This window comes from Citrobacter farmeri, from assembly GCF_019048065.1.
GTDB classification, from domain to species: domain Bacteria; phylum Pseudomonadota; class Gammaproteobacteria; order Enterobacterales; family Enterobacteriaceae; genus Citrobacter_A; species Citrobacter_A farmeri.
Genome location: NZ_CP077291.1, coordinates 2,099,922 through 2,124,303 on the forward strand (window position 1 = coordinate 2,099,922; position 24,382 = coordinate 2,124,303).

General features: G+C 53.9%; 18 protein-coding genes, 3 pseudogenes and 1 other annotated feature. Of the genes and pseudogenes, 15 read left to right on the forward strand and 6 right to left on the reverse strand.

The window, feature by feature from the left end:
* Both trpD and trpE read right to left on the reverse strand, forming a co-directional pair.
* Entirely contained in the window at positions 1-1,596 is a 1,596-nt protein-coding gene (gene trpD, locus I6L53_RS09930) for a bifunctional anthranilate synthase glutamate amidotransferase component TrpG/anthranilate phosphoribosyltransferase TrpD (RefSeq protein WP_042318656.1), read from the reverse strand.
* Positions 1,596-3,158 carry an anthranilate synthase component I gene (trpE, locus tag I6L53_RS09935; protein WP_042318657.1) on the reverse strand — a complete coding sequence of 521 codons (1,563 nt, stop codon included), beginning with the start codon at positions 3,156-3,158 and terminating at the stop codon, positions 1,596-1,598. The genes trpD and trpE overlap by 1 nt, the downstream gene beginning before the upstream one ends.
* 23 nt (positions 3,159-3,181) lie before the next feature.
* Positions 3,182-3,276: a sequence feature (Trp leader region), on the reverse strand.
* A gap of 158 nt (positions 3,277-3,434) precedes the next feature.
* Here trpE and rnm point away from each other — a divergent pair.
* From rnm to rluB, 6 genes and pseudogenes are all read left to right on the forward strand, one after another.
* Entirely contained in the window at positions 3,435-4,316 is an 882-nt protein-coding gene (gene rnm, locus I6L53_RS09940; RefSeq protein ID WP_042318658.1) for an RNase RNM, read from the forward strand.
* On the forward strand, positions 4,313-4,933 hold the full coding sequence (locus I6L53_RS09945) for an L-threonylcarbamoyladenylate synthase (protein ID WP_042318660.1): 621 nt from the start codon (positions 4,313-4,315) through the stop codon (positions 4,931-4,933). The genes rnm and I6L53_RS09945 overlap by 4 nt, the downstream gene beginning before the upstream one ends.
* Positions 4,934-4,962: 29 nt before the next feature.
* Positions 4,963-5,205 (forward strand): annotated as a pseudogene (locus tag I6L53_RS09950) (autotransporter outer membrane beta-barrel domain-containing protein); the annotation flags it as partial.
* Between the two features lie 654 nt (positions 5,206-5,859).
* A pseudogene (locus I6L53_RS23805) lies at positions 5,860-5,943 on the forward strand (ESPR domain-containing protein); the annotation flags it as partial.
* Between the two features lie 2,403 nt (positions 5,944-8,346).
* Positions 8,347-10,275: pseudogene (locus tag I6L53_RS23810) on the forward strand (autotransporter outer membrane beta-barrel domain-containing protein); the annotation flags it as partial.
* A 247-nt stretch (positions 10,276-10,522) separates the two neighbouring features.
* Positions 10,523-11,398, forward strand: a complete 876-nt coding sequence (gene rluB / locus I6L53_RS09960) for a 23S rRNA pseudouridine(2605) synthase RluB (protein WP_042318662.1) — start codon at positions 10,523-10,525, stop codon at positions 11,396-11,398.
* An 84-nt stretch (positions 11,399-11,482) separates the two neighbouring features.
* On the opposite strand, the gene cobO is transcribed toward rluB, so the two are convergent.
* Together cobO and I6L53_RS09970 are read right to left on the reverse strand one after the other, a co-directional pair.
* Positions 11,483-12,073, reverse strand: coding sequence for a cob(I)yrinic acid a,c-diamide adenosyltransferase (gene cobO / locus I6L53_RS09965; RefSeq protein ID WP_042318665.1), 591 nt, complete (start codon positions 12,071-12,073; stop codon positions 11,483-11,485).
* Positions 12,070-12,831: a YciK family oxidoreductase gene (locus I6L53_RS09970; RefSeq protein ID WP_042318666.1), complete on the reverse strand. Its 762-nt coding sequence runs from the start codon at positions 12,829-12,831 to the stop codon at positions 12,070-12,072. Before I6L53_RS09970 ends, cobO begins: the two co-directional genes overlap by 4 nt.
* 214 nt (positions 12,832-13,045) lie before the next feature.
* On the opposite strand from I6L53_RS09970, the gene sohB reads away from it, so the two are divergent.
* The gene (gene sohB, locus I6L53_RS09975; protein WP_042318667.1) at positions 13,046-14,092 is read left to right on the forward strand and encodes a protease SohB; all 1,047 of its coding nucleotides are present in this window, start codon (positions 13,046-13,048) and stop codon (positions 14,090-14,092) included.
* Between the two features lie 52 nt (positions 14,093-14,144).
* On the opposite strand, the gene I6L53_RS09980 is transcribed toward sohB, so the two are convergent.
* Positions 14,145-14,396, reverse strand: a complete 252-nt coding sequence (locus I6L53_RS09980; RefSeq protein ID WP_042318668.1) for a YciN family protein — start codon at positions 14,394-14,396, stop codon at positions 14,145-14,147.
* A gap of 394 nt (positions 14,397-14,790) precedes the next feature.
* On the opposite strand from I6L53_RS09980, the gene topA reads away from it, so the two are divergent.
* The 6 genes from topA (at position 14,791) to acnA (ending at position 22,318) form a co-directional block, all read left to right on the forward strand.
* The gene (gene topA / locus I6L53_RS09985) at positions 14,791-17,388 is read left to right on the forward strand and encodes a type I DNA topoisomerase (protein WP_042318669.1); all 2,598 of its coding nucleotides are present in this window, start codon (positions 14,791-14,793) and stop codon (positions 17,386-17,388) included.
* Between the two features lie 215 nt (positions 17,389-17,603).
* A complete protein-coding gene (cysB, locus tag I6L53_RS09990; RefSeq protein WP_042318670.1) occupies positions 17,604-18,578 on the forward strand; it encodes an HTH-type transcriptional regulator CysB in 975 nt (324 codons plus the stop codon).
* A gap of 322 nt (positions 18,579-18,900) precedes the next feature.
* Positions 18,901-19,041 carry a YmiA family putative membrane protein gene (locus tag I6L53_RS09995; protein ID WP_212807457.1) on the forward strand — a complete coding sequence of 47 codons (141 nt, stop codon included), beginning with the start codon at positions 18,901-18,903 and terminating at the stop codon, positions 19,039-19,041.
* A gap of 2 nt (positions 19,042-19,043) precedes the next feature.
* On the forward strand, positions 19,044-19,217 hold the full coding sequence (locus I6L53_RS23625) for a hypothetical protein (protein ID WP_232231071.1): 174 nt from the start codon (positions 19,044-19,046) through the stop codon (positions 19,215-19,217).
* Positions 19,218-19,348: 131 nt separating this feature from the next.
* Positions 19,349-19,444 carry a small membrane protein YmiC gene (gene ymiC, locus I6L53_RS23630; RefSeq protein ID WP_225934931.1) on the forward strand — a complete coding sequence of 32 codons (96 nt, stop codon included), beginning with the start codon at positions 19,349-19,351 and terminating at the stop codon, positions 19,442-19,444.
* Positions 19,445-19,642: 198 nt separating this feature from the next.
* A complete protein-coding gene (gene acnA / locus I6L53_RS10000) occupies positions 19,643-22,318 on the forward strand; it encodes an aconitate hydratase AcnA (protein WP_042318724.1) in 2,676 nt (891 codons plus the stop codon).
* Between the two features lie 48 nt (positions 22,319-22,366).
* Here the strand turns inward: acnA and ribA are convergent, their stop codons facing one another.
* Positions 22,367-22,957 (reverse strand): GTP cyclohydrolase II, encoded by a 591-nt coding sequence (gene ribA, locus I6L53_RS10005; RefSeq protein ID WP_042318727.1) that lies wholly within the window; start codon positions 22,955-22,957, stop codon positions 22,367-22,369.
* Between the two features lie 195 nt (positions 22,958-23,152).
* Here ribA and pgpB point away from each other — a divergent pair, with 195 nt between their 5' ends.
* Both pgpB and I6L53_RS10015 read left to right on the forward strand, forming a co-directional pair.
* Complete coding sequence (pgpB, locus tag I6L53_RS10010; RefSeq protein ID WP_042318729.1) at positions 23,153-23,917, forward strand: phosphatidylglycerophosphatase B; 765 nt, start codon at positions 23,153-23,155, stop codon at positions 23,915-23,917.
* 150 nt (positions 23,918-24,067) lie between these two features.
* Entirely contained in the window at positions 24,068-24,376 is a 309-nt protein-coding gene (locus tag I6L53_RS10015; RefSeq protein ID WP_042318731.1) for a LapA family protein, read from the forward strand.
* Positions 24,377-24,382 lie beyond the last annotated feature (6 nt).

Consider the following 24,382-nt stretch of genomic DNA (forward strand, 5'->3'; position numbering starts at 1 on the left):
TTACCCTCTTGCCGCCAGAGCGGTGACTCGGTCATAAGCGGAACCACTGTGCAATACCTCGAGAACGGTTTGCGCATTAGCCTTGAGATCTTCTTCACCATGCAGTCGCATCAACATTGCGACGTTTGCGGCAACGGCAGCCTCGTGGGCGGCGTCACCTTTACCTTGTAGTAAGCGTGTCAGAATGTCACGGTTTTCTTCCGGCGTGCCGCCTGCCAGTTGTTCCTGATGGTAAGGGGTCAGGCCGAAGTCGTCCGCCGTCAGCTGATAGCTTTTGATCTCGCCATCATGCAGTTCCGCCACAATCGTCGGCGCATGCAGGGAGACTTCATCCATTCCGCCGCTGTGAACGACCGCTGCACGCTGGTAACCCAGCACCCGCAGGGTTTCGGCAATCGGCAGAACCAGTTCAGGGCTGTAGACGCCAATCAACGCCAGCGGCGGGTGCGCCGGGTTAATCAGCGGCCCCAGCACGTTGAACAACGTACGGGTCTTCAGCTGCTGACGTACCGGCATCGCGTGGCGGAAACCGGTGTGATATTTCGGCGCGAACAAGAAACAGACACCCAGGTCGTCCAGCGCCTGACGCGATCTGTCGGCATTCATATCAAGATTGATACCGAAGGCAGCCAGCAGATCCGACGAACCGGATTTACTGGAGACGCTGCGATTGCCGTGTTTAGCCACCTTCAGGCCGCACGCCGCTGCAACAAATGCGCTGGCGGTAGAGATATTAATGCTGTTGCTGCCGTCACCGCCGGTACCGACAATATCGGCGAACAGATAGTCCGGGCGTGGGAAGGGCGCGGCATTTTCCAGCAAAGCGGTTGCCGCACCGGCAATCTCATTCGGATGCTCACCACGAATCTTCATGCTGACCAGAGCGGCAGCCAGTTGTTCCGGCTTCAGTTCACCGCGCACGACGGCGGAGAACAGCTGGTGGCTTTCCTGCTGACTCAGGGTCTGCGCCTGATACAGTTTTTCGAGGATCGGCTGCAGCGTATTGGTCGGCTCCAGCTTCTGCTGCGCCCAGGCCAGCGTCTGTTCGAGCAGGCGTGCGCCCTGGGTGGTCAGAATGGACTCCGGATGGAACTGTAAACCGCAAACGCGATCGGCGTCGTGACGTACTGCCATCACCATGCCGTTAAAGTGGGCGTTAATGGTCAGGCCAGCAGGAACGTTGCTGCCGATCAGAGAGTGATAGCGCGCAACCGGCAGTGGATTTGTCAGACCGGCAAACATAGCCTGTCCATCGTGTTCAATGCTGGACGCCTTACCGTGCAGGATCTCGCCGGCCTGGCCGACGTAGCCGCCATAGGCTTCGACAATCGCCTGATGTCCCAGGCAGATGCCGATAATCGGTAGCTTGCCACGCAGACGCGTCAGCAGTTCCGGCATACAGCCCGCTTCACTGGGCACGCCTGGACCGGGAGAAAGTACCAGAACCGGGTTCTTCATGGTGGCGAGACGCTCAATCAGGGTCTGGGCCGGAATATGGTTACGGTAAATCACCACGTTGTGACCGTTGGTACGCAGCTGATCTGCCAGGTTATAGGTAAATGAGTCGATGTTATCGAGCAGCAGAATGTCAGCCATCAGAAAGTCTCCTGTGCGTGGTGCGCGGTGGCAATGGCACGCAGGACCGCGCGCGCTTTATTACGGGTTTCGTCGGCTTCTGACTGAGGGACAGAATCGAGCACAATACCGGCACCGGCCTGGACGGTGGCGATACCGTCTTCCACCAGTGCGGAACGGATCACAATGCAGGTATCCAGATCGCCGTGCGCGGTAAAGTAACCGACTGCGCCGCCATAGCTGCCGCGTCGACGGCCTTCCGCTGCGGCAATCAACTGCATTGCCCGTACTTTCGGTGCGCCGCTGAGGGTGCCCATGTTCATGCAGGCACGGTAGGCGTGCAGTACATCGAGATCGCTGCGCAATTCGCCGACGACGCGGGAGACCAGGTGCATGACATAGGAATAGCGGTCAACCTTGGTCAGGTCGGCTACATAGCGACTACCCGGCGTACAGATGCGGGCGAGATCGTTACGTGCCAGGTCAACCAGCATCAGGTGTTCGGAAAGTTCTTTATGATCGGTGCGCATCTCCAGCTCAATGCGGCTGTCGAGATCGCGATCAAGCGAACCGTCGGCACGACGACCGCGAGGACGCGTGCCGGCAATCGGGTAAATTTCAATCTGGCGGCTGGCGGCATCGTATTTCAGCGAGCTTTCCGGCGACGCGCCGAACAGGGTGAAATCGTTGTCCTGCATAAAGAACATGTACGGGCTGGGATTGCTTTTCTTCAGCACATAATAAGCCGCCAGCGGCGACGGGCAGGGCAGAGAGAAGCGACGGGACGGAACCACCTGGAAAATTTCCCCGGCGCGAATCGCTTTTTGCATTGAGCGCACCACAGCACCAAACTCTTCATCGCTCTGATTGCACTCGCAGCGCATCTGCGGCACGGGAACGACCGGCAACGGCGGCGCCGGCTCCGTCAACTGCTGACTCAGACGGGCCAGTCGCGCAGTAAGGCGCTGTTTCTCAGCGTCATTATCGCTGAACAGACTGGCCTGAATGCGGGTGCTTTGTTTCTGATGGTCGATCACCATCAGGGTTTCCGCCAGATAGAAACAGTAGTCCGGGCAGCGGTTACCGGCTTCAAGCTGCGGTAAATCTTCGAAACCCGCAACCAGATCGTAAGCAAACAGGCCTCCGAAGAACATCGCTTCGCGCTCCTGCGCCGGGACGTTGACCAGTTCCTGCAACAGGCGGAAAGCGTCAAATACCGAGAGTGCGCACAGACGCGCATCCTCGTCTAATAGCGGGCTGACCGGTGGGAAACGCAGCACGCGTCCCCGGTCCTGATGCTCATTCTCAACGCCTGCGGGAAGTGCCGCATCCAGCAGCGCCAGCAGCGTTGCACCGTTATCGGTTAAGGCCTGAATGGTGACAGTGTCACCAAAGGCGGTAATGCGCAGCGCGCTATCCACCAGCAACAGGCTTTTGAGATCGTCTTTACTGTCGATATCCGCCGATTCCAGCAGCAGCGTTGCCGGTCGATCGCCGCAAACCTGATGGAACAACTCCGTCGGGTTTTTACGATAGGCAGCGTCGCAGGTAATGAGTTCGAGTGTCGGTTTTGATGTCTGCATTGTTGTTCTCATTAATTTTGTTCAAAAAAAAGCCCGCTCTGTTGGCGGGCCGGGTATCTGGTGGCGATCTACACGCGAAATACACTGCCCGAAATCAGGAAGTGCGCCACCCACCGTGCAGAACAAATGTTGCTTTCATTTCGATACCCTTTTGCTTGTGAACTTTCGTACTAGTTAACTAGTTCGATAGGTTATTGTCAACACCTGATTTCAGTAAATTTGCCGGAACCGTTATGATGCGCAGGAAAGACTATTTTTGAGAGACAGGAGTTCGCCTTGAGCGACACGAATTACGCTGTGATTTATGACCTGCACAGTCACACAACGGCATCCGATGGACGACTGACGCCAGAGGCGTTAGTCCACCGCGCCGTCGAGATGCGCGTAGGCACGCTGGCGATTACTGACCATGACACCACAGCCGCGATCCCCGCGGCAAGCGAAGAAATTTCACGTTCTGGCCTCGCGCTGAATCTGATCCCTGGCGTTGAGATCTCGACAGTCTGGGAGAATCACGAAATTCATATCGTGGGTCTGAATATCGACATTGAAAAACCGGCGATGTGCGCGTTTCTGGCGCAACAGACGGAACGCCGCCAGCAGCGCGCACGACTCATTGCCGACCGACTGGATAAAGCCCATATTCCTGGCGCGTGGGAAGGGGCGTTGCGCCTTGCCGACGGGGGCGCGGTGACCCGCGGTCATTTTGCCCGTTATCTGGTGGAGTGCGGCAAAGCGACCACCATGGCGGATGTCTTTAAAAAATATCTCGCACGCGGGAAAACAGGATACGTTCCGCCACAGTGGTGTACAATAGAACAAGCTATTGATGTCATTCATCATTCTGGCGGCAAGGCGGTACTGGCTCATCCTGGTCGGTACGATCTTAGCGCTAAGTGGCTGAAAAGACTGGTGGCGTATTTTGCGCAACATCGCGGTGATGCGATGGAAGTCGCACAGTGCCAACAGTCCCCCAATGAGCGTACGCAACTGGCCGCGCTCGCCCGCCAGCATCAGCTATGGGCATCGCAAGGGTCTGATTTTCATCAGCCTTGTCCGTGGATCGAGTTGGGGCGCAAGCTCTGGCTGCCGGCAGGCGTTGAAGGCGTCTGGCAGACGTGGGAGCAGCCGCAGAACACCACAGTGAGGGAAGTATGAGCCAGTTTTTTTATATTCATCCTGATAACCCACAGCAGCGTCTGATCAACCAGGCGGTTGAGATTGTGCGTAAGGGCGGGGTGATTGTGTATCCAACCGATTCCGGCTATGCGCTCGGTTGTAAAATTGAAGACAAAGGCGCGATGGAACGGATTTGCCGTATTCGTCAGTTGCCGGACGGGCACAACTTCACCCTGATGTGCCGCGATTTGTCCGAGTTGTCGACCTATTCGTTTGTCGACAACGTGGCCTTTCGCCTGATTAAAAACAATACGCCGGGTAACTACACCTTCATCCTGAAAGGGACGAAAGAGGTACCGCGTCGGCTGTTGCAGGAAAAACGCAAGACCATCGGTCTGCGAGTGCCGTCAAACCCGATCGCGCTCGAACTGTTGCAGGCGTTGGGCGAGCCAATGCTCTCCACCTCGCTGATGCTACCGGGCAGTGAATTTACCGAGTCCGATCCGGAAGAAATTAAAGATCGCCTGGAAAAACAGGTCGATCTGATTATCCATGGCGGTTATCTGGGCCAGCAGCCAACAACAGTGATTGATTTAACCGATGACTCCCCGGTTGTCTTGCGCGAAGGCGTTGGAGATGTGAAGCCATTCATGTAAAGGCGTGACGTTAACAAAACAGGGCTGTGGAAAAGCGTGAATTCCAGCCGTTCGTGGAAGTGAACTGGCTCCACAACACCGAAACCTTCGGCGTGAAGATGGGCGGCACGAAAGTCAGCCGTGACGGGGCACGTAATCTGGGCGAAATCCGTACAGGGGTGGAAGGAAAAGTGAATAACCGTCTGAGCGTCTGGGGGAATGTGGGTGTGCAGATGGGGGATAAAGGCTACAGCGATACCCAGGGAATGCTGGGGATAAAATACAGCTGGTAACAGAAACGCTGTGCAGAACTGAAAAAGAGTCGGGAAACCGGCTCTTTTTTTATGGGTTCCCATGGCATCATTCTGTCGTAAAAGATAAAGAAGTCTATATTTTGACACCAGTCGAAAGATATTCATCCCCCCCACGCGGGAAATTAATATTACTGGCGAATGCGTTATCAGACGATTTAATAATTTATAATATTCTTAATTGAGGTGCGGGTTTTCTTAAAGAGAAAACAGAGAGAAAAGATAAGTCTCGATAAAATCGACATAAAAAGCAGACGGCCTTGAGAATTTACCTGAAAAGGCAGTTAAGGAAACCTACCCGCGCCTGAAGCGTGCTTCCCCCTCTATTGACTCGCTATCGGCGAAATGTAAAATTGCATCCAGAATACAATACAGTTAAAGAGTGCTGAACAAACATTACTGAATTCACGCATTACCTGATTAACACAGAAATACTGTGCAGATATTTTCTGTCCATATTTGTGGGTAAATAGAATATTTCATTTAGCTGTAATTTACATCTGTATGTAGCTTTTCGGATATTTCTTCTGAAAGGCTTGGTTTTATTTCCCCTAAAACTGCCTGCAGCGCTTTTATACATTTTTATAAAAATAATGACCAGAATGGGCAGGTCCAGATATATAACGAGTGTGTAACATGAACAAAGTATTCCGTGTTGTCCGAAATGAAGCCACTGGCGCGTGGGTTGCAGCACCTGAGTTCGCAAAGACCCAGGGAAAACGCAAGGGGCGTCGCGCAATGACTGGACTGGTCATGACTCTCGCCACACTGGTATCGACTCTCTCTGGCGTGGCGCCGTCGGTCGCTGCAACGATCACGATTCAGCCGGGCGACACCGCTTATCTGTCGCAAATCTATGGTACTGGCGCAACGCAGACGACCCGATTGGCCGATCTCATTTTTAATGGTACCAGCACCGCACCCGCAACGCTTATTGTCGACAGGAATACGACACTGGATTCTGACAGTTGGTTGTTCAATGCAACTGGTAATGCCGTTAACCAGATTACCCTGAGTGGAAGCCGCAGAGCGGTGATTAAACTGCTGGATGGTATTGATATGACCATCAGTAAATCCGTGGGCGGGGCTGTTTACAATTCCGGTACTGCGTCGGGGATAGTGTATGAGCTCGGCAACGGCAGCCAACTGCGCTTTGTCGATAACCATGCCAATAATGGTTATCGTAGCCTTATCATCTCAAATTCTGATGTGGTTTTTCGGGGGGCGAACGGGACGGTCGTCTTTGACAACAACAGTGCATACACCTATGACCCCGCGATAGATACCACCGACGCTGACATTGTATTTGAGGGCAACGCCACGCTGACCAATAACGTCAATTATGGTATTGCCGGCGGCGTTATGCGGACGCATTACACCGGCGACATGATTTTCAGTGGCCCGGATGCCACCGTTATTATTGGCAATAACAGCGCAATCAGTTCCGGTGGCGCGCTGTTTTCCGATGGCAATGTACAGTTCTATGGTAACGCGGATATCTATGGCAACCGGGCGGTAAAAGATACTGCGGGCGCTATCGTTGCACAAACCGGTCTGGTGATGGAAACGAACGGCACCGATGGCATTCACGTGCATGGAAACTATTCCAATAGGGAGTCGGCGGGCGCGATTCTGATCGGCAATGGGACAAATTACACGGGCAAGAGCCTGCTGCATGCGAAAAACAGCGATATCCAGTTCTACAACAATTACACCCAGGTCGGTAACGGTGCGACCCCCAGTCTGACCAACGCGGTTGCCAACGCCATCAATATTCGCCAGCCGAACGGAACCATGAATATCGCGGCTGAAGCCGGACGTCAGGTACTGTTTCGCGATCCAATCACCAGTTTCAATGCCAACGGAACGGCAGTGAATGTGATTGTCGGGATCAACACGACGAATGGTAGCGACATAACCGACGGGAAAGTCACCTTTACTGGCGAAGATTTCACGGCCGGTTCCCTGAGTACACAATCGCGGATTTATGCCAATACCACCGTGTATGGTGGTGAACTGGAGCTGAAGGACAATGCTCAGTACGGCATGAACACCAGCAACACCCGTTTTACATTGCGGAACGGAGCAACGTTAGTCTCCACCGGTACGGCGGCAAATACGGTGAATGGGCTTTCATCCGGCACCATGACTTTCGCCGATGGTTCGCTGATTAAAAGCCGTGGCGACAGCAAACTGAATCTGAACGCCGGTAGCCGTCTGATCGGTACCGCAACAGGTGATACGGTGACAATTGAAACCGACGGGGATGACCAACTGACACTCAGCGGCATTCTGTCTGGACCGGGAAAACTGGAAAAGGCAGGCACAGGCACGTTATCTACCGCTAATGCCAATCAGTTTCTCAACACAGGAGGATTCAATGTCAGAGAAGGGACGCTGAACGCGCAAAACATGGCGCAGAGCTTTAGTTCGCTGGATATCCAGAAGGACGCGCTGATGACGATGGGCAACAGCGGGGCAAACCTGACGATCACCGATCGCGCTATGATTGCCGGTGCACTGGAAAACGTTCAGACGCTGAATAAAACGGGCGGCGGCGATCTGCAGATTGCGAATTCAGTGACGGCTAACCGACTCGATATGTCCGGTGGCACGCTGAAAATTGATGCAGGTAAAACGCTGAACATTGTGGCTGACGGCAAACTGGGCAATGACGTTGCCACCCAGGTTGATATCGCCAGCGACCCGGCCCTGAGCGCCAATACACTGGCGCTGTTGGGCAACAATACCCTGGATATCACTGGCTACGCACCACGGACCGATGAGAACCGGTATACCCTAGTCCATACTCAGAACGGGATCAGCGGTGATTTTAGCTATACCGTTGCCGGGCAGGCGTTGCAGGACTATGTCGATATCGACCACTTCCTGATCGGATGGGCGAGGAAAGATGAGGACAGCAAAAATGTTATCGCGAAATTTGGTCTGGTCTGGTCAAACACCGAAAATGCCAGTGCTCACGGTACGTTCAATATTACAGACGGCAACAGTTTCACGCTGGGCGATACCCTAAAAGATAACCTGAACACCGGCGCATTCGCTTTCGGCTGGGACGGCAAAAGCCTCAGTAAAATTGGCAACGGCACGTTAATTTTTTCCGCCATTAATGGCTATACCGGCAGCACCACCGTCAATGCGGGCACACTGCGGACCGATATCGCCAACACGTTGAACAGCAGCAGTGACATCATTATTAACAATGGTGTGCTCGATCTTAACGGTAACGACCAGCAGGTTAATCGCCTGAGTGGCAGCGGCGGTACGCTTATGTTGAATGGCGCCACGCTGACAGCCGTCAACGACAGCGACAACACCCGTTTCGAAGGTGATATCACCAATGGCTCTGTTGCTGGCGGCCACTTTATCAAAACCGGTGAAGGTAGCCTGACGCTGGCGGGACAAACAAACTGGACCACAGACACTGAACTGAATGCAGGTGAGCTTATCCTCGATGGCGTCAACGGCGGTGCGCGCCTGACCAGCAACATCATTGGTGCCAGCGGCAGCAGTTTGACCCTACAAAATGGCGCACAACTGACTGGCTGGATCGACCCGACCGATGTAGACATTGATGCGGCCAGCCGCTGGAACATGACCGCCGACTCGCTGATTAACAGCCTGAGCAATGCCGGGACGATCGCGATCTCCGCCCCCACCAGTAATGGCGTCAAAACCCTGACCGTGGAAGGGGACTACACCGGTAACGACGGTCTGATTGCAATGAACACGGCTCTGGGTGGTGATGACTCCCCCACGGACAAACTGACCGTTCGCGGCGATAGCGTGGGTAACACCCGGGTGACGGTGAACAATGTCGGCGGAACCGGCGCGCAGACGGTGAACGGTATTGAACTGGTGCAGGTTGACGGCAACTCTGCCGGTAACTTTGCCCTGACCACCGGCACCGTGGAAGCCGGGGCGTATGTTTATACGCTGGCAAAAGGCACAGGCAGTGCGGCGAAAAACTGGTACCTGACCAGCAAATGGGCCGGCTCTGTCTCGCCACAGGTGCCGAAGGCTCCTGTGGTTGACCCGGGCGCAGCGGATGCACTGCGCCCCGAAGCAGGCAGCTATATCAGCAATATCGCAGCGGCCAACACGCTGTTCAGCACCCGTCTGCACGACCGTCTCGGCGAACCGCAGTACACCGACGCGCTGAAAGGCGAGGGGCTGGTAGCCAGTATGTGGATGCGTCACGTCGGCGGGCACGAACGGTCTTCTGCCGGTGACGGCCAGTTGAAAACCCGGAGCAACCGCTATGTGCTACAGCTGGGCGGTGACATCGCGCAGTGGAGCACCGACGGCACCGATCGCTGGCATCTGGGCGTGATGGGGGGCTACGCGAATGCGCACAGCAACACCCGCAGCGACCGCGCCGGTTACGGTTCAGATGGACGCATCAGCGGTTACAGCGCCGGGCTGTACGGCACCTGGTATCAGAACGAAGCGGACAAAACCGGGGCGTATGTCGACAGCTGGATGTTGTACAACAGGTTCGACAGCCGCGTGGAAGCGGATAACCGCGAAGGTGACAGCTACCACTCGAAAGGGCTGACGGCGTCACTGGAAGCGGGTTACACCCTGAAAGCCGGGGAGTTCAACGGCAGCCAGGGCACGCTGAACAGCTGGTACGTACAGCCGCAGGCGCAGGTCACCTGGATGGGCGTGAAGGATAGCGCACATACCCGGAAAGACGGTACCCGTATCGAAACCCAGGGCGACGGCAACATTCAGACGCGTCTGGGCGTGAGAACGTACCTGAACAGCCACCACAAAATGGACGACGGCCAACAGCGTGAATTCCAGCCATTCGTGGAAGTGAACTGGATCCACAACACCGAAACCTTCGGCGTGAGGATGGGCGGCACGAAAGTCAGCCGTGACGGGGCACGTAATCTGGGCGAAATCCGCACCGGGGTGGAAGGAAAAGTGAATAACCGTCTGAGCGTCTGGGGTAACGTGGGTGTGCAGATGGGGGATAAGGGCTACAGCGACACCCAGGGAATGCTGGGGATAAAATACAGCTGGTAACAGACGCGGCGTGCTGATTCATGTCCCCAGTCTGCGTTAACGCATGGTGAAGTAAACTTGATGGATCATTTAGTCTAAAATTCGTGTAGTATGTGCGGCCACGAATCACGATATGTGACATGTTGTTCGCCATATTGTGTCACATGAGAGAGACGGAATAATGCGTTAACCTGGATATCTATGGTTAACGCATTGTTTTTGCATGTATACCCGGACGCCTGTGAAGGCGACACCTGAAGGAAGCTCTATGAGCGAAAAGTTACAGAAAGTGCTGGCGCGTGCTGGCCACGGCTCCCGCCGTGAAATTGAATCCATCATTGCAGCTGGTCGCGTCAGTGTAGACGGCAAAATTGCCACGCTGGGCGATCGCGTTGAAGTGACGCCTGGTCTGAAAATTCGTATCGACGGTCACCTGATTTCGGTGAAAGAGTCGGCGGAACAAATTTGTCGCGTTCTGGCCTATTACAAGCCAGAAGGTGAACTGTGTACGCGTAACGACCCGGAAGGTCGTCCAACCGTCTTCGATCGCTTACCGAAACTGCGCGGCGCGCGCTGGATTGCGGTAGGGCGTCTGGACGTCAATACCTGCGGTCTGCTGCTGTTCACCACCGATGGTGAACTGGCGAATCGTTTGATGCACCCGAGCCGTGAAGTTGAACGTGAATATGCGGTGCGCGTCTTTGGCCAGGTTGATGATGCCAAACTGCGCGATCTGAGCCGTGGCGTTCAACTGGAAGATGGCCCGGCGGCGTTCAAAACCATCAAGTTCAGCGGTGGTGAAGGGATCAACCAGTGGTACAACGTCACCCTGACCGAAGGGCGCAACCGCGAAGTGCGTCGCCTGTGGGAAGCCGTTGGCGTGCAGGTAAGTCGCCTGATCCGCGTCCGCTACGGTGATATTCCGCTGCCGAAAGGTCTGCCGCGCGGCGGCTGGACGGAACTGGATCTTGCTCAAACCAACTATCTGCGCGAACTGGTGGAACTGGAGCCGGAAACTGCCTCGAAAGTGGCGGTGGAAAAAGATCGTCGTCGCATGAAGGCGAATCAGATTCGTCGTGCGGTGAAACGCCATAGCCAGGTGAGCGGTGGTCGCCGTACGGGCGGTCGCAACAACAACGGTTAACGCTTTTGTAGGCCTGATAAGCGTAGCGCCATCAGGCAATTGCGCGGTGCCGGATGGCACCGCAAGCGCCTTATCCGCCCTGGTTCAGTAATCGATACCCATCTGGGCTTTGACGCCCGCCTCAAAAGCGTGTTTGACCGGACGCAGTTCACTGACGGTATCGGCCAGCTCGAGAATATCCCGATGGCAGCCGCGACCCGTGATGATCACCGTCTGGTGAGACGGGCGCGCGTTCAACGCGCTAATGACCTCTTCAAGCGGCAGATAGTCGTACGCCACCATATAGGTCAGCTCGTCCAGTACCACCATGTCCAGTTGCGGATCGGCAAGCATCCGTTTGCCATGTTCCCACACCGCCAGGCAGGCCGCCGTGTCGGCCTCGCGATTCTGCGTTTCCCAGGTAAACCCGGTCGCCATCACCTGAAATTCGACGCCGTGTGGTTCCAGCAGGTTACGCTCGCCGTTGGGCCAGGTCCCCTTGATAAACTGCACAACACCGACCTTTTTACCGTGTCCTACCGCGCGAGTAGCCGTGCCGAAGGCGGCGGTGGTTTTTCCTTTCCCGTTACCGGTGAAAACAATTACGATGCCGCGCTCGTCCTGAGCCTGGGCTACCCGGGCGTCAACCCGGTCTTTTACGCGCTGCTGGCGCTGTTGATAACGTTCTTCACTCATTGGGCGATTCCTGGTTTGCGGCCCGGTTGGGCATCGAAGGTCATGCCGGTTTTGCGGCGGCTGTCATCGCCCATAAGCCACAGATACAGCGGCATAATATCGGCGGGTGTTTTGAGCTTTTGTGGATCCTCCGTCGGAAAGGCGTTGGCGCGCATTCCGGTACGGGTACCGCCCGGGTTGATGCAGTTCACGCGCAGCGGGCGGTTTTGATACTCGTCCGCCAGTACCTGCATCATACCTTCGGTGGCAAATTTAGAGGCGGCGTAGGCCCCCCAGTTGGCACGGCCCTGTTGACCGACGCTGGAGGAGGTGAAGACTAACGATCCGGAATCTGACTTAAGTAATAAAGGAAGGAATGCCTGGGTCAGCATAAACGTCGCGTTGACGTTGACCTGCATCACCTGTTGCCAGACCTGCGGGTCCTGCTCGATCATCGGGCAGACGTCACCCAGCAATCCGGCATTGTGTAAGACGCCATCCAGACGTGGATACAGTCCAGCCACGCGCTGCGCCAGCTGATGGCAATCATTTGCTGTACAGGTTAACAGATCGAGCGTAAACCACGATGGCTGATGCCCCGTTTGCTGGGTCATCATTTCGGCGACGTGACGCAATTTCTCATCATTTCGGCCGAGCAAAATAACGCTGGCACCGTAGCGCGCGTAGGTCAGGGCCGCTTCGCGACCAATGCCATCGCTGGCACCCGTCACCAGAATAATGCGATCCTGCAGCAGATCTTGTTTTGGTTGATAATGCATGGGGACTCCTCGGCGACATGCCAGGTCGCTCTGCTTCTCGTTAGTGTGTCGGGTTTATGCCTGAAACAAGACCCAATTTCAATCAGCCAACGGCGATAAGGCCCTGAAATGAACACTTTGTCATACTTTTTTCCATTCGCATATCCCGCGAGACGACGCATTACGCCTGATGTACACTGAGCCAATGCTAAGTGGTTTAACCAAGGTGGGACGTGTGGAATTGTTGTCTGAATATGGGTTGTTTTTAGCAAAAATCGTGACCGTTGTGCTGGCTATCGCGGCGATTGCCATCATTATCGCGAATGTTGCCCAACGTAAGCGCCAGCGCGGCGAACTGCGGGTTACCAACCTCAGCGAACAATATAAAGAGATGAAGGATGAACTGGCGATGGCGCTGCTGGATAGCCATCAACAGAAACTCTGGCATAAAGCGCAAAAAAAGAAGCACAAGCTGGAAACGAAAGCCGCCAAAGTGAAAGCGAAGCAGGGCGACAGTGGCTCGTCGGATACGCCGCGCGTCTGGGTACTGGATTTTAAAGGCAGTATGGATGCCCATGAAGTCAGCTCCCTGCGCGAAGAGGTGACGGCCGTTCTGGCGGTGGTGAAACCGCAGGATCAGGTGGTGGTACGTCTGGAAAGCCCCGGTGGTGTTGTCCACGGCTATGGTCTCGCCGCATCGCAATTGCAACGCTTACGCGATAAGAAAATCTCGCTGATCGTGACGGTGGATAAGGTCGCCGCGAGTGGCGGCTACATGATGGCCTGCGTGGCGGACAAAATTGTCTCTGCCCCCTTTGCCATTGTCGGCTCGATTGGCGTGGTCGCTCAGATCCCCAACTTCAACCGCTTCCTGAAAGGAAAGGATATCGATATTGAGTTGCATACCGCCGGACAATACAAACGGACCCTGACGCTGTTGGGAGAGAACACGGAAGAAGGGCGGCAGAAGTTTCGTGAGGATTTGAACGAAACCCATCTTCTGTTTAAAGATTTTGTCCATCGTATGCGTCCGACTCTGGACATTGAGCAGGTCGCCACGGGTGAACACTGGTATGGACAGCAGGCGCTGGATAAAGGACTTATTGACGAGATAAATACCAGCGACGAGGTGATCCTGGGATTGATGGAAGGACGAGAGGTGCTAAGCGTTCGTTATTTGCAGCGTAAGAAACTGGTGGATCGCGTGACGGGCAGCGCCGCTGAAAGTGCCGATCGTCTGCTGCTGCGCTGGTGGCAGCGCGGACAAAAACCGCTGATGTGAAAAACGTATCACTAACGAAAAACGCGAGGACTTAAAGCCTCGCGTTTTTGCTTTAATCGATCAGGTGGTACTTTTCAGAAAGCACATGCGCCAGATGTTTAAACATATTGAACACGGCCGTGCTCTTTGGCGTAGGTAAACCTTGCTCGTCTAAAAAGTAATCCCCACTGAAGACCAACACCCCATTTCGCTGGGTTACACCGGTAGCAACAATGCCGGCCAGCGTATCTTCATGCTCACGAATGATTTTGTTGGCTTCAATCAACAGCGTTTCGCGATCGATAGGTTGTGTCTCTTTGCGCATTTTTTACTCCTTAAACAAGGACATTAGTCTACGCCGCCCGACTCTTTTGGGCAAATATTCCTGAGCGTGTACAGGGGGTTGTCAACCTTTCCTGACTGGCAGGATCTAGTTTTGCATGCTAATAAAGTTGCGTAACGAATTTTATCAGGTACAGTGTGACGCTTTCGTCAACCAGGCAACAGATTTGCTTGACATTCGACCGAAATTCCGTCGTGCTATAGCGCCTCTGTGCGAAAAAACCTGTTAACTCAGTCACCTGACTATTTTGTATACAGAGTCAGTACAAGGGGTTGATATCCGCAGACGCAGGGTCCATATCCGTGGCTCGTCGCCAGTGGAAGGTGTATCAACGTGCGACGCATTCCTGGAAGAATCAAATTAGGTAAAGGTGAATATGGGTAAAGCTCTTGTCATCGTTGAGTCCCCGGCAAAAGCCAAAACGATCAACAAGTATCTGGGTAATGACTACGTGGTTAAGTCCAGCGTTGGTCATATCCGTGATTTGCCGACCAGTGGCTCAGCAGCTAAAAAGAGCGCCGACTCTACCTCCACCAAAACGGCTAAAAAACCCAAAAAGGATGAACGTGGCGCGCTCGTCAACCGTATGGGGGTTGACCCGTGGCACAACTGGGACGCGCACTATGAGGTGCTGCCGGGTAAAGAGAAGGTCGTCTCTGAACTGAAACAACTGGCTGAAAAAGCCGACCACATCTATCTCGCAACCGACCTTGACCGCGAAGGGGAAGCCATTGCATGGCACCTGCGGGAAGTGATCGGTGGTGATGACACGCGGTACAGTCGCGTGGTGTTTAACGAAATTACGAAGAATGCGATTCGTCAGGCATTTGAAAAGCCGGGCGAACTGAACATTGATCGGGTTAATGCTCAGCAGGCGCGTCGCTTTATGGACCGCGTGGTGGGCTATATGGTCTCGCCGCTGTTGTGGAAAAAGATTGCCCGTGGCCTGTCAGCAGGCCGTGTACAGTCCGTGGCGGTGCGTCTGGTCGTTGAGCGTGAACGCGAAATTAAAGCGTTTGTTCCGGAAGAGTTCTGGGAAATTGACGCCAACACCACCACGCCTTCCGGCGATGCGTTGCCCTTACAGGTAACCCACCAGAACGACAAACCGTTCCGTCCGGTGAATCGCGAGCAGACGCTTGCGGCGGTAAGCCTGCTGGAGAAAGCACGCTACAGTGTTCTGGAACGTGAAGACAAGCCGACCAGCAGCAAGCCGGGCGCGCCGTTTATCACCTCCACGCTGCAACAGGCAGCCAGTACGCGTCTCGGTTTTGGCGTGAAAAAAACCATGATGATGGCGCAGCGTCTGTATGAAGCGGGCTACATCACTTATATGCGTACCGACTCAACCAACCTGAGTCAGGATGCCGTAAACATGGTGCGTGGCTATATTGGCGATAATTTCGGTAAGAAATACCTGCCGGAAAGTCCGAATCAGTACGCCAGTAAAGAGAACTCACAGGAAGCGCACGAAGCGATTCGTCCTTCTGATGTCTCCGTGCTGGCGGAAACGCTGAAGGATATGGAAGCCGACGCACAGAAATTGTATCAGTTGATCTGGCGTCAGTTTGTCGCCTGTCAGATGACCCCGGCGCAGTACGATTCCACCACGCTGACCGTTGGCGCGGGTGATTTCCGTCTGAAGGCGCGCGGTCGTATTCTTCGCTTCGACGGCTGGACGAAAGTCATGCCCGCGCTGCGTAAAGGTGACGAAGACCGGACGCTGCCGGCAGTCAATAAAGGTGATGCGCTGTCCCTGGTTGAACTGACCCCGGCTCAGCACTTCACCAAACCGCCAGCGCGCTTCAGCGAAGCCTCGCTGGTAAAAGAGCTGGAAAAACGCGGAATTGGCCGTCCGTCGACCTATGCGTCGATCATTTCGACCATTCAGGATCGTGGCTATGTGCGCGTGGAAAACCGCCGCTTCTATGCGGAAAAAATGGGTGAAATTGTCACCGACCGCCTGGAAGAGAATTTCCGCGAGCTGATGAACTATGATTTCACCGCGCAGATGGAAAATAGCCTCGACCAGGTCGCGAATCACGAAGCTGAATGGAAGGGCGTGCTCGACAACTTCTTCAGTGATTTTACTCAGCAACTGGACAAAGCCGAGAAGGATCCGGAAGAGGGCGGAATGCGTCCGAACCAGATGGTGTTGACCAGCATCGACTGCCCAACCTGCGGGCGTAAAATGGGAATTCGTACCGCCAGTACCGGCGTGTTCCTCGGTTGCTCCGGTTATGCGCTGTCGCCGAAAGAGCGCTGCAAGACCACCATTAACCTGGTGCCGGAAAACGAAGTCCTGAACGTGCTGGAAGGAGATGACGCGGAAACCAACGCCCTGCGCGCCAAACGTCGTTGCCAGAAATGCGGTACGGCAATGGACAGCTACCTGATCGATCCGAAGCGCAAGCTGCACGTCTGTGGTAATAACCCGACCTGCGACGGCTATGAGATCGAAGAGGGTGAATTCCGTATCAAAGGGTATGACGGTCCGATCGTTGAGTGCGAAAAATGTGGTTCTGAGATGCACCTGAAGATGGGGCGTTTCGGTAAGTACATGGCCTGCACCAACGACGAGTGTAAAAACACGCGTAAGATCCTGCGAAACGGTGAAGTTGCACCGCCGAAAGAGGATCCGGTTCCGCTGCCAGAATTGCCATGTGAAAAATCGGATGCTTATTTTGTGTTGCGTGATGGTGCAGCCGGCGTCTTCCTGGCCGCCAATACCTTCCCGAAATCCCGTGAAACACGTGCGCCGTTGGTGGAAGAGTTATTCCGTTTCCGTGACCGTCTGCCGGAGAAACTGCGGTATCTGGCCGATGCGCCTCAGCAGGATCCGGAAGGCAATAAAACGCTGGTGCGTTTTAGCCGTAAGACTAAGCAGCAATATGTCGCCGCTGAAAAGGACGGGAAAGCCACCGGCTGGTCTGCCTTCTTTGTTGACGGTAAATGGGTCGAAGGCAAGAAGTAATCGCTCACGGTTTTGTCGTTGTGAAGAGGGTCGCGTAAGCGGCCCTTTTTTTGTTTTTATAGCGGCTTATTATTTTTTATTCATCCCTATACAGTCTGGCTATTAATGATATAGTGGTTATAGTTAACGGCTTTTTTATTATTAAATCGTATTAGCGGCGCATTCCAGCCTGCTCTGAAACGATGACCTGATGGCGCTAATCTGGATGGTTTAACATGAAATTACAGCAGCTTCGCTACATCGTTGAGGTGGTGAACCACAACCTTAATGTCTCCTCCACCGCAGAAGGACTTTATACCTCGCAACCGGGTATCAGTAAGCAGGTCCGTATGCTGGAAGATGAACTTGGCATCCAGATTTTTGCCCGTAGTGGTAAGCATCTGACTCAGGTGACGCCAGCAGGCCAGGAGATTATCCGCATTGCGCGCGAAGTGCTCTCCAAAGTGGATGCGATAAAATCGGTTGCCGGTGAGCATACCTGGCCGGATAAGGGCTCACTTTATATCGCGACAACACATACACAGGCACGTTATGCGCTGCCAAATGTGATTAAAGGCTTCATTGAGCGCTATCCGCGCGTGTCGCTGCATATGCACCAGGGATCGCCGACGCAGATTGCCGAAGCGGTTTCGAAGGGTAATGCGGATTTTGCCATTGCCACGGAAGCGCTGCATCTGTATGACGATCTGGTGATGCTGCCGTGCTACCACTGGAATCGCTCGATCGTGGTGACGCCCGAACATCCGCTGGCCAATAAAGCCTCAGTGTCGATTGAAGAGCTGGCGCAGTATCCGCTGGTGACATACACCTTTGGTTTTACCGGTCGCTCTGAACTCGATACCGCCTTTAACCGCGCTGGCCTGACGCCACGTATCGTCTTTACGGCGACTGACGCGGATGTGATCAAAACCTACGTGCGTTTGGGTTTAGGGGTAGGGGTGATTGCCAGTATGGCCGTCGATCCGCTGTCCGACCCGGATCTGGTTCGCGTGGATGCGCACGATGTCTTTAGTCACAGCACGACCAAAATCGGTTTTCGTCGCAGCACGTTCCTGCGTAGTTACATGTATGATTTCATTCAACGTTTCGCACCGCATTTAACGCGTGACGTGGTTGATACCGCTGTGGCGTTGCGCTCGAATGAAGAAATTGAAGTGATGTTTAAAGATATAAAATTACCTGAAAAGTAATCGCTACCGAAAAACGGTCGGTATCTTTTGTTCGCAGGGGATACCGAAAGTTTTAATTCAATCACAATTTTATTTATTAAGAGTAGCGCAATAATATTATCCATACTGAGGTTATGGATAATCAGCCGTAAAGTAGTGTCTTATTACCCGCCCCGCAAACTTCCCATTCCAAATATTTATTTTCGATCAAAAGATTGATTTATTCACTGGAAACGATTCGTAAATTCACTGGATTTTTGACTAAAGTTTCATTAGGATTTGTCTCATCTGATGATTAATTGTACCGATTGTTGGTGCTTAAATGATAAGTGATATCGATTGTATGAGGTTAGCAATGCCGTCTGAAAACCAGGAACCACGTCGGGACCCTGAGATGAAACGCAAAGCATGGCTTGCGGTTTTCCTGGGCTCAGCGCTGTTTTGGGTCGTGATTGCACTGTTGATCTGGAATGCCTGGGGGTAGACATGGTTGTTCACGACTCACAGCAGACCTCGTTACCCACATGTCACTCTGGTGACACGGTACGAGAATCGAAAAAAGGCACGTGCGTGAAAACGGTTCCTGAATCCTGGAAGCTGACCCAGCAGCAGCAAGCATTTATCGAGTTATTCGACGAAGACGATCAACAGAAACAATAATTGTCACCATTCTTATTACCGTTTCTTTTACACCGGCTCTTTTTAGGCGGTACGCTTTTACCTATACACCACAGCAATAAAGCGTTGAGAAAGTCTCAACACAATGTATTAAACGAAAACGGGTGTAGCCAATGCTTACTGCAAATATGAAATACTGGTCCTGGATGGGCGCATTTTCCGTCTCGCTGCTCTTTTGGGCTGAACTATTCTGGATCCTGATGAATTAATCTCAAACCTCGCTCCGGCGAGGTTTTCGTTTTCTCTTTTTCATCCGCTCGTTCGTCCTCTCTTCCGTACTTATTGTTCGGTTTCTCCTCTTTTATCAATTCGGGTTGTTATCAAAACGTTACATTGTGTTTGTGTTATCTTTAATATTCACACTGAAGAGAATCAGGGAGCCGTAACCCTGTCATTAAGGAGGAGCTATGTCGTCAACCCTACGAGAAGCCAGTAAGGACACACTGCAGGCCAAAGACAAAACCTACCACTACTACAGTCTGCCGCTGGCTGCGAAGTCGCTGGGCGATATCACCCGTTTGCCCAAATCACTGAAGGTCTTACTGGAAAACCTGTTGCGCTGGCAGGACGGCGATTCCGTCACCCAAGAGGATATCCAGGCGTTGGCAGGGTGGTTAAAAACCGCCCATGCCGATCGCGAAATTGCCTATCGTCCTGCGCGCGTATTGATGCAGGATTTTACCGGTGTCCCGGCGGTAGTGGATCTCGCCGCGATGCGCGAAGCGGTGAAGCGCCTGGGCGGCGATACCGCGAAAGTAAACCCGTTGTCGCCGGTTGATCTGGTTATCGACCACTCCGTCACCGTTGACCATTTTGGCGATGACGATGCCTTTGAAGAGAACGTACGTCTCGAAATGGAACGTAATCACGAGCGCTATGTGTTTCTGAAATGGGGCCAGCAGGCTTTTAGTCGCTTTAGCGTCGTGCCGCCGGGAACCGGCATTTGTCACCAGGTTAACCTTGAATACCTCGGCAAAGCGGTCTGGAGTGAATTACAGGACGGTGAGTGGGTGGCTTATCCGGATACGCTGGTCGGCACCGACTCGCACACCACCATGATTAACGGTCTGGGCGTTCTGGGCTGGGGGGTAGGCGGTATCGAGGCTGAAGCTGCGATGCTGGGACAGCCTGTCTCGATGTTGATCCCGGATGTGGTGGGCTTCAAACTGACCGGAAAGCTGCGTGAGGGGATCACCGCAACGGACCTTGTGTTAACGGTCACCCAGATGCTGCGTAAGCACGGCGTGGTGGGAAAATTTGTCGAATTCTATGGCGACGGTCTGGATTCCTTACCGCTGGCCGATCGTGCCACTATTGCCAACATGTCGCCGGAATATGGCGCGACCTGCGGCTTTTTCCCGATCGACGGTGTGACGCTGGACTATATGCGGCTGAGCGGGCGCAGCGAAGATCAAATCGAACTGGTTGAAAAATACGCGAAAGTGCAGGGCATGTGGCGCAACACCGGCGATGAACCGGTCTTCACCAGCACCCTGGCGCTGGATATGAATGATGTGGAGGCGAGCCTCGCCGGACCGAAACGTCCGCAGGATCGCGTCGCGCTGGGTGATGTGCCGAAAGCCTTTGCCGCCAGCAGCGAGCTGGAGCTGAACACTGCGCAGAAAGATCGTCAGCCCGTGGAGTATGTGCTGAACGGCCGGTCATATCAATTACCGGACGGGGCTGTGGTGATCTCTGCCATTACCTCCTGTACCAACACCTCAAACCCAAGCGTGTTAATGGCTGCCGGTTTGCTGGCGAAAAAAGCCGTCACGCTGGGACTGAAGCGCCAGCCCTGGGTGAAAGCCTCGCTGGCACCGGGGTCGAAAGTGGTGTCGGATTATCTGGCAAAAGCGAAACTGACGCCGTATCTCGATGAGCTGGGTTTTAACCTGGTGGGATATGGATGCACAACCTGTATTGGTAACTCAGGGCCGCTGCCGGAACCCATCGAGACCGCGATTAAGAAGGGCGATCTGACTGTAGGCGCCGTGTTGTCGGGCAACCGTAACTTTGAAGGTCGTATCCACCCGCTGGTGAAAACGAACTGGCTGGCGTCACCGCCGCTGGTGGTCGCCTACGCCCTCGCAGGCAATATGAACATCAATCTGGAGAAAGAGCCGCTCGGCCACGATCGCAAAGGCGATCCGGTCTACCTGAAAGATATCTGGCCGTCGGCGCAGGAAATCGCCCGTGCGGTGGAGCTGGTCTCCTCAGAGATGTTCCATAAAGAATATGCGGAAGTGTTCGAAGGGACGCCAGAGTGGAAAGCGATCAACGTTGACCGCTCAGACACTTACGGCTGGCAAAACGACTCGACTTATATTCGCTTGTCGCCGTTCTTTGATGATATGCAGACGCAGCCTGCACCGGTGACCGATATTCGCGGCGCGCGCATTCTGGCGATGCTGGGGGATTCGGTAACCACTGACCACATTTCCCCTGCCGGAAGCATTAAGGCTGACAGTCCTGCCGGGCGCTATCTGCAAAACCACGGGGTAGAGCGCAAAGACTTTAACTCCTATGGCTCGCGACGTGGGAATCATGAAGTGATGATGCGCGGGACGTTCGCTAATATCCGTATCCGCAACGAAATGGTGCCGGGTGTGGAGGGGGGAATGACGCGACATCTTCCCGGCACAGAGGTGCTGTCTATCTATGATGCGGCAATGCAGTATCAGCAGGAGAATATCCCGCTGGCAGTGATTGCCGGCAAAGAGTACGGTTCGGGTTCCAGTCGTGACTGGGCCGCGAAAGGGCCACGACTGCTGGGGATCCGTGTGGTCATTGCGGAGTCATTCGAACGAATCCACCGCTCCAACCTGATTGGTATGGGGATCCTGCCTCTGGAATTCCCGCAGGACGTGACGCGCAAAACGCTGGGACTTACCGGGGAAGAGGCGATCGACATTGCCGATCTGCAAAATCTGAAGCCTGGCGCGACGGTGCCGGTGACGTTAACCCGGGCCGATGGGCGGAAAGAGGTGGTGCAGTGTCGCTGTCGTATTGATACGGCGACCGAATTAACTTACTACCAGAACGACGGCATTTTGCATTATGTGATTCGTAACATGCTGAAGTAAAAGGGAAAAAGCCTGCATGATACGATGCAGGCTTTTTTAACGTATTGCTTATTTGCTCAACAGGTGGCCCATCTTGGCCGCTTTAGTATCCAGATAATGTTCATTATTTGGATTACGGCCAACAATCAGCGGAACGCGTTCGACGATATTAATTCCTGCTTCACTAAGAATTTCGACTTTCTTCGGGTTATTGGTAAGCAGTCGCACTTCATCCACACCCAGCAGCTTAAACATATCTGCGCAAAGGGTGAAATCACGTTCATCTGCGGCAAACCCTAACTGATGATTGGCTTCTACGGTGTCGTAGCCCTGGTCCTGTAACGCATAGGCGCGAATCTTATTGAGCAAGCCGATGTTACGTCCTTCCTGGCGATGATAAAGCAGAATACCGCGTCCTTCTTCCGCGATATGCGTCAGGGCGGCCTCTAACTGAAAACCACAGTCGCAGCGCAGACTGAACAGGGCATCACCTGTCAGACATTCTGAATGGACACGGGCCAGAACCGGCGTCTGACCTGAAATATCACCATACACTAACGCGACGTGATCGTGCCCGGTTGCCAGTTCTTCAAATCCCACCATCAGGAAATCGCCCCATGGGGTTGGCAGTTTGGCTTCTGCCACTCGTTTAAGCTGCATGTATTTCTCCAGATAATGCCGGCACGCGATGTTGTGCCGTTGCCTGTTGGCTTATCTTCTTATTTTGCCATAAGGCAACGGACTTCACCTAATCGCTGCCACGCAAAGTCATGGGAATGGCACAAATCTGTCAATTTCCCCGGACAGGGGATTTTTCGGTTATGATTGTGACACTTATCCGTCAAAGAGGTGTTCATTCTGTCGATTGCAAAGCGTACTGCGGCTGGTGCGGGATTATTGCTGATTATGCCCGCTGCGGTGTGGGTGTCCGGCTGGCGCTGGCAACCGGGTCAGGATTCCGGGTGGCTAAAAGCGATGTACTGGATAACGGAAACGGTCACCCAACCCTGGGGCATCATCACGCATGTCATTCTCTGCGGCTGGTTCCTCTGGTGCTTACGCTTTCGTCTTAAAGCGGCGGTGATGCTTTTTACTATTCTGGCGGGTGCCATCCTGATTGGCCAGGGGGTCAAATCGTGGGTTAAGGACCGGGTACAGGAACCACGTCCTTTCGTGATATGGCTGGAAAAAACGCATCATATCCCGGTTGATGAGTTCTACACTTTAAAACGTAAAGATCGTGGTGACCTGGTGAAAGAGCAACTCTCAACGCAGCAGGATATTCCGCTGTTTTTACGCCAGCACTGGCAAAAAGAGACCGGGTTTGCGTTTCCGTCCGGCCACACGATGTTTGCTGCAAGCTGGGCGCTGCTCGCCGTGGGGTTGTTGTGGCCGCGTCGGCGAACGGTGACAATTGCAATTTTATTGGTATGGGCGACGGGTGTCATGGGCAGTCGCATGTTGTTGGGTATGCATTGGCCGCGCGATCTGGTGGTCGCGACGCTGATCTCCTGGGCGCTGGTCACGCTGGCCACCTGGCTTGCGCAGCGGTTCTGCGGGCCACTCACGCCGCCGCCGGAAGAAAGGCAGGAGATTGTTGAACGCGAGCAAAACAGCTGACCGGGGTTGATTTTGCCCGGTTTGCCCTTAAATCATCCGATAGCCGACTGCTTTCCCATTTCGCACTCGCCGTGAAAATGGTAATTTAAAAGGCTAAATGCGGTAAGTTGAACACGATTTATTCGCTTAAACCACATAACGGGAAGTAATGTGAAATATTTACTCATTTTCTTACTGGTGTTGGCGATATTTGTTATCTCGGTAACATTGGGTGCACAGAACGATCAGCAGGTGACGTTTAATTACCTGCTGGCTCAGGGCGAGTATCGCATCTCAACCTTGCTGGCCGTTTTGTTCGCTGCGGGTTTCGCCATTGGTTGGTTGATCTGCGGCCTCTTCTGGCTGCGGGTTCGTGTTTCTCTGGTACGTGCTGAGCGTAAAATTAAACGACTGGAAAACCAGCTCTCGCCTGCGACCGACGTTGTGGTGACGTCTGGTACGTCGGTCGCGAAGGAATAATCGTTT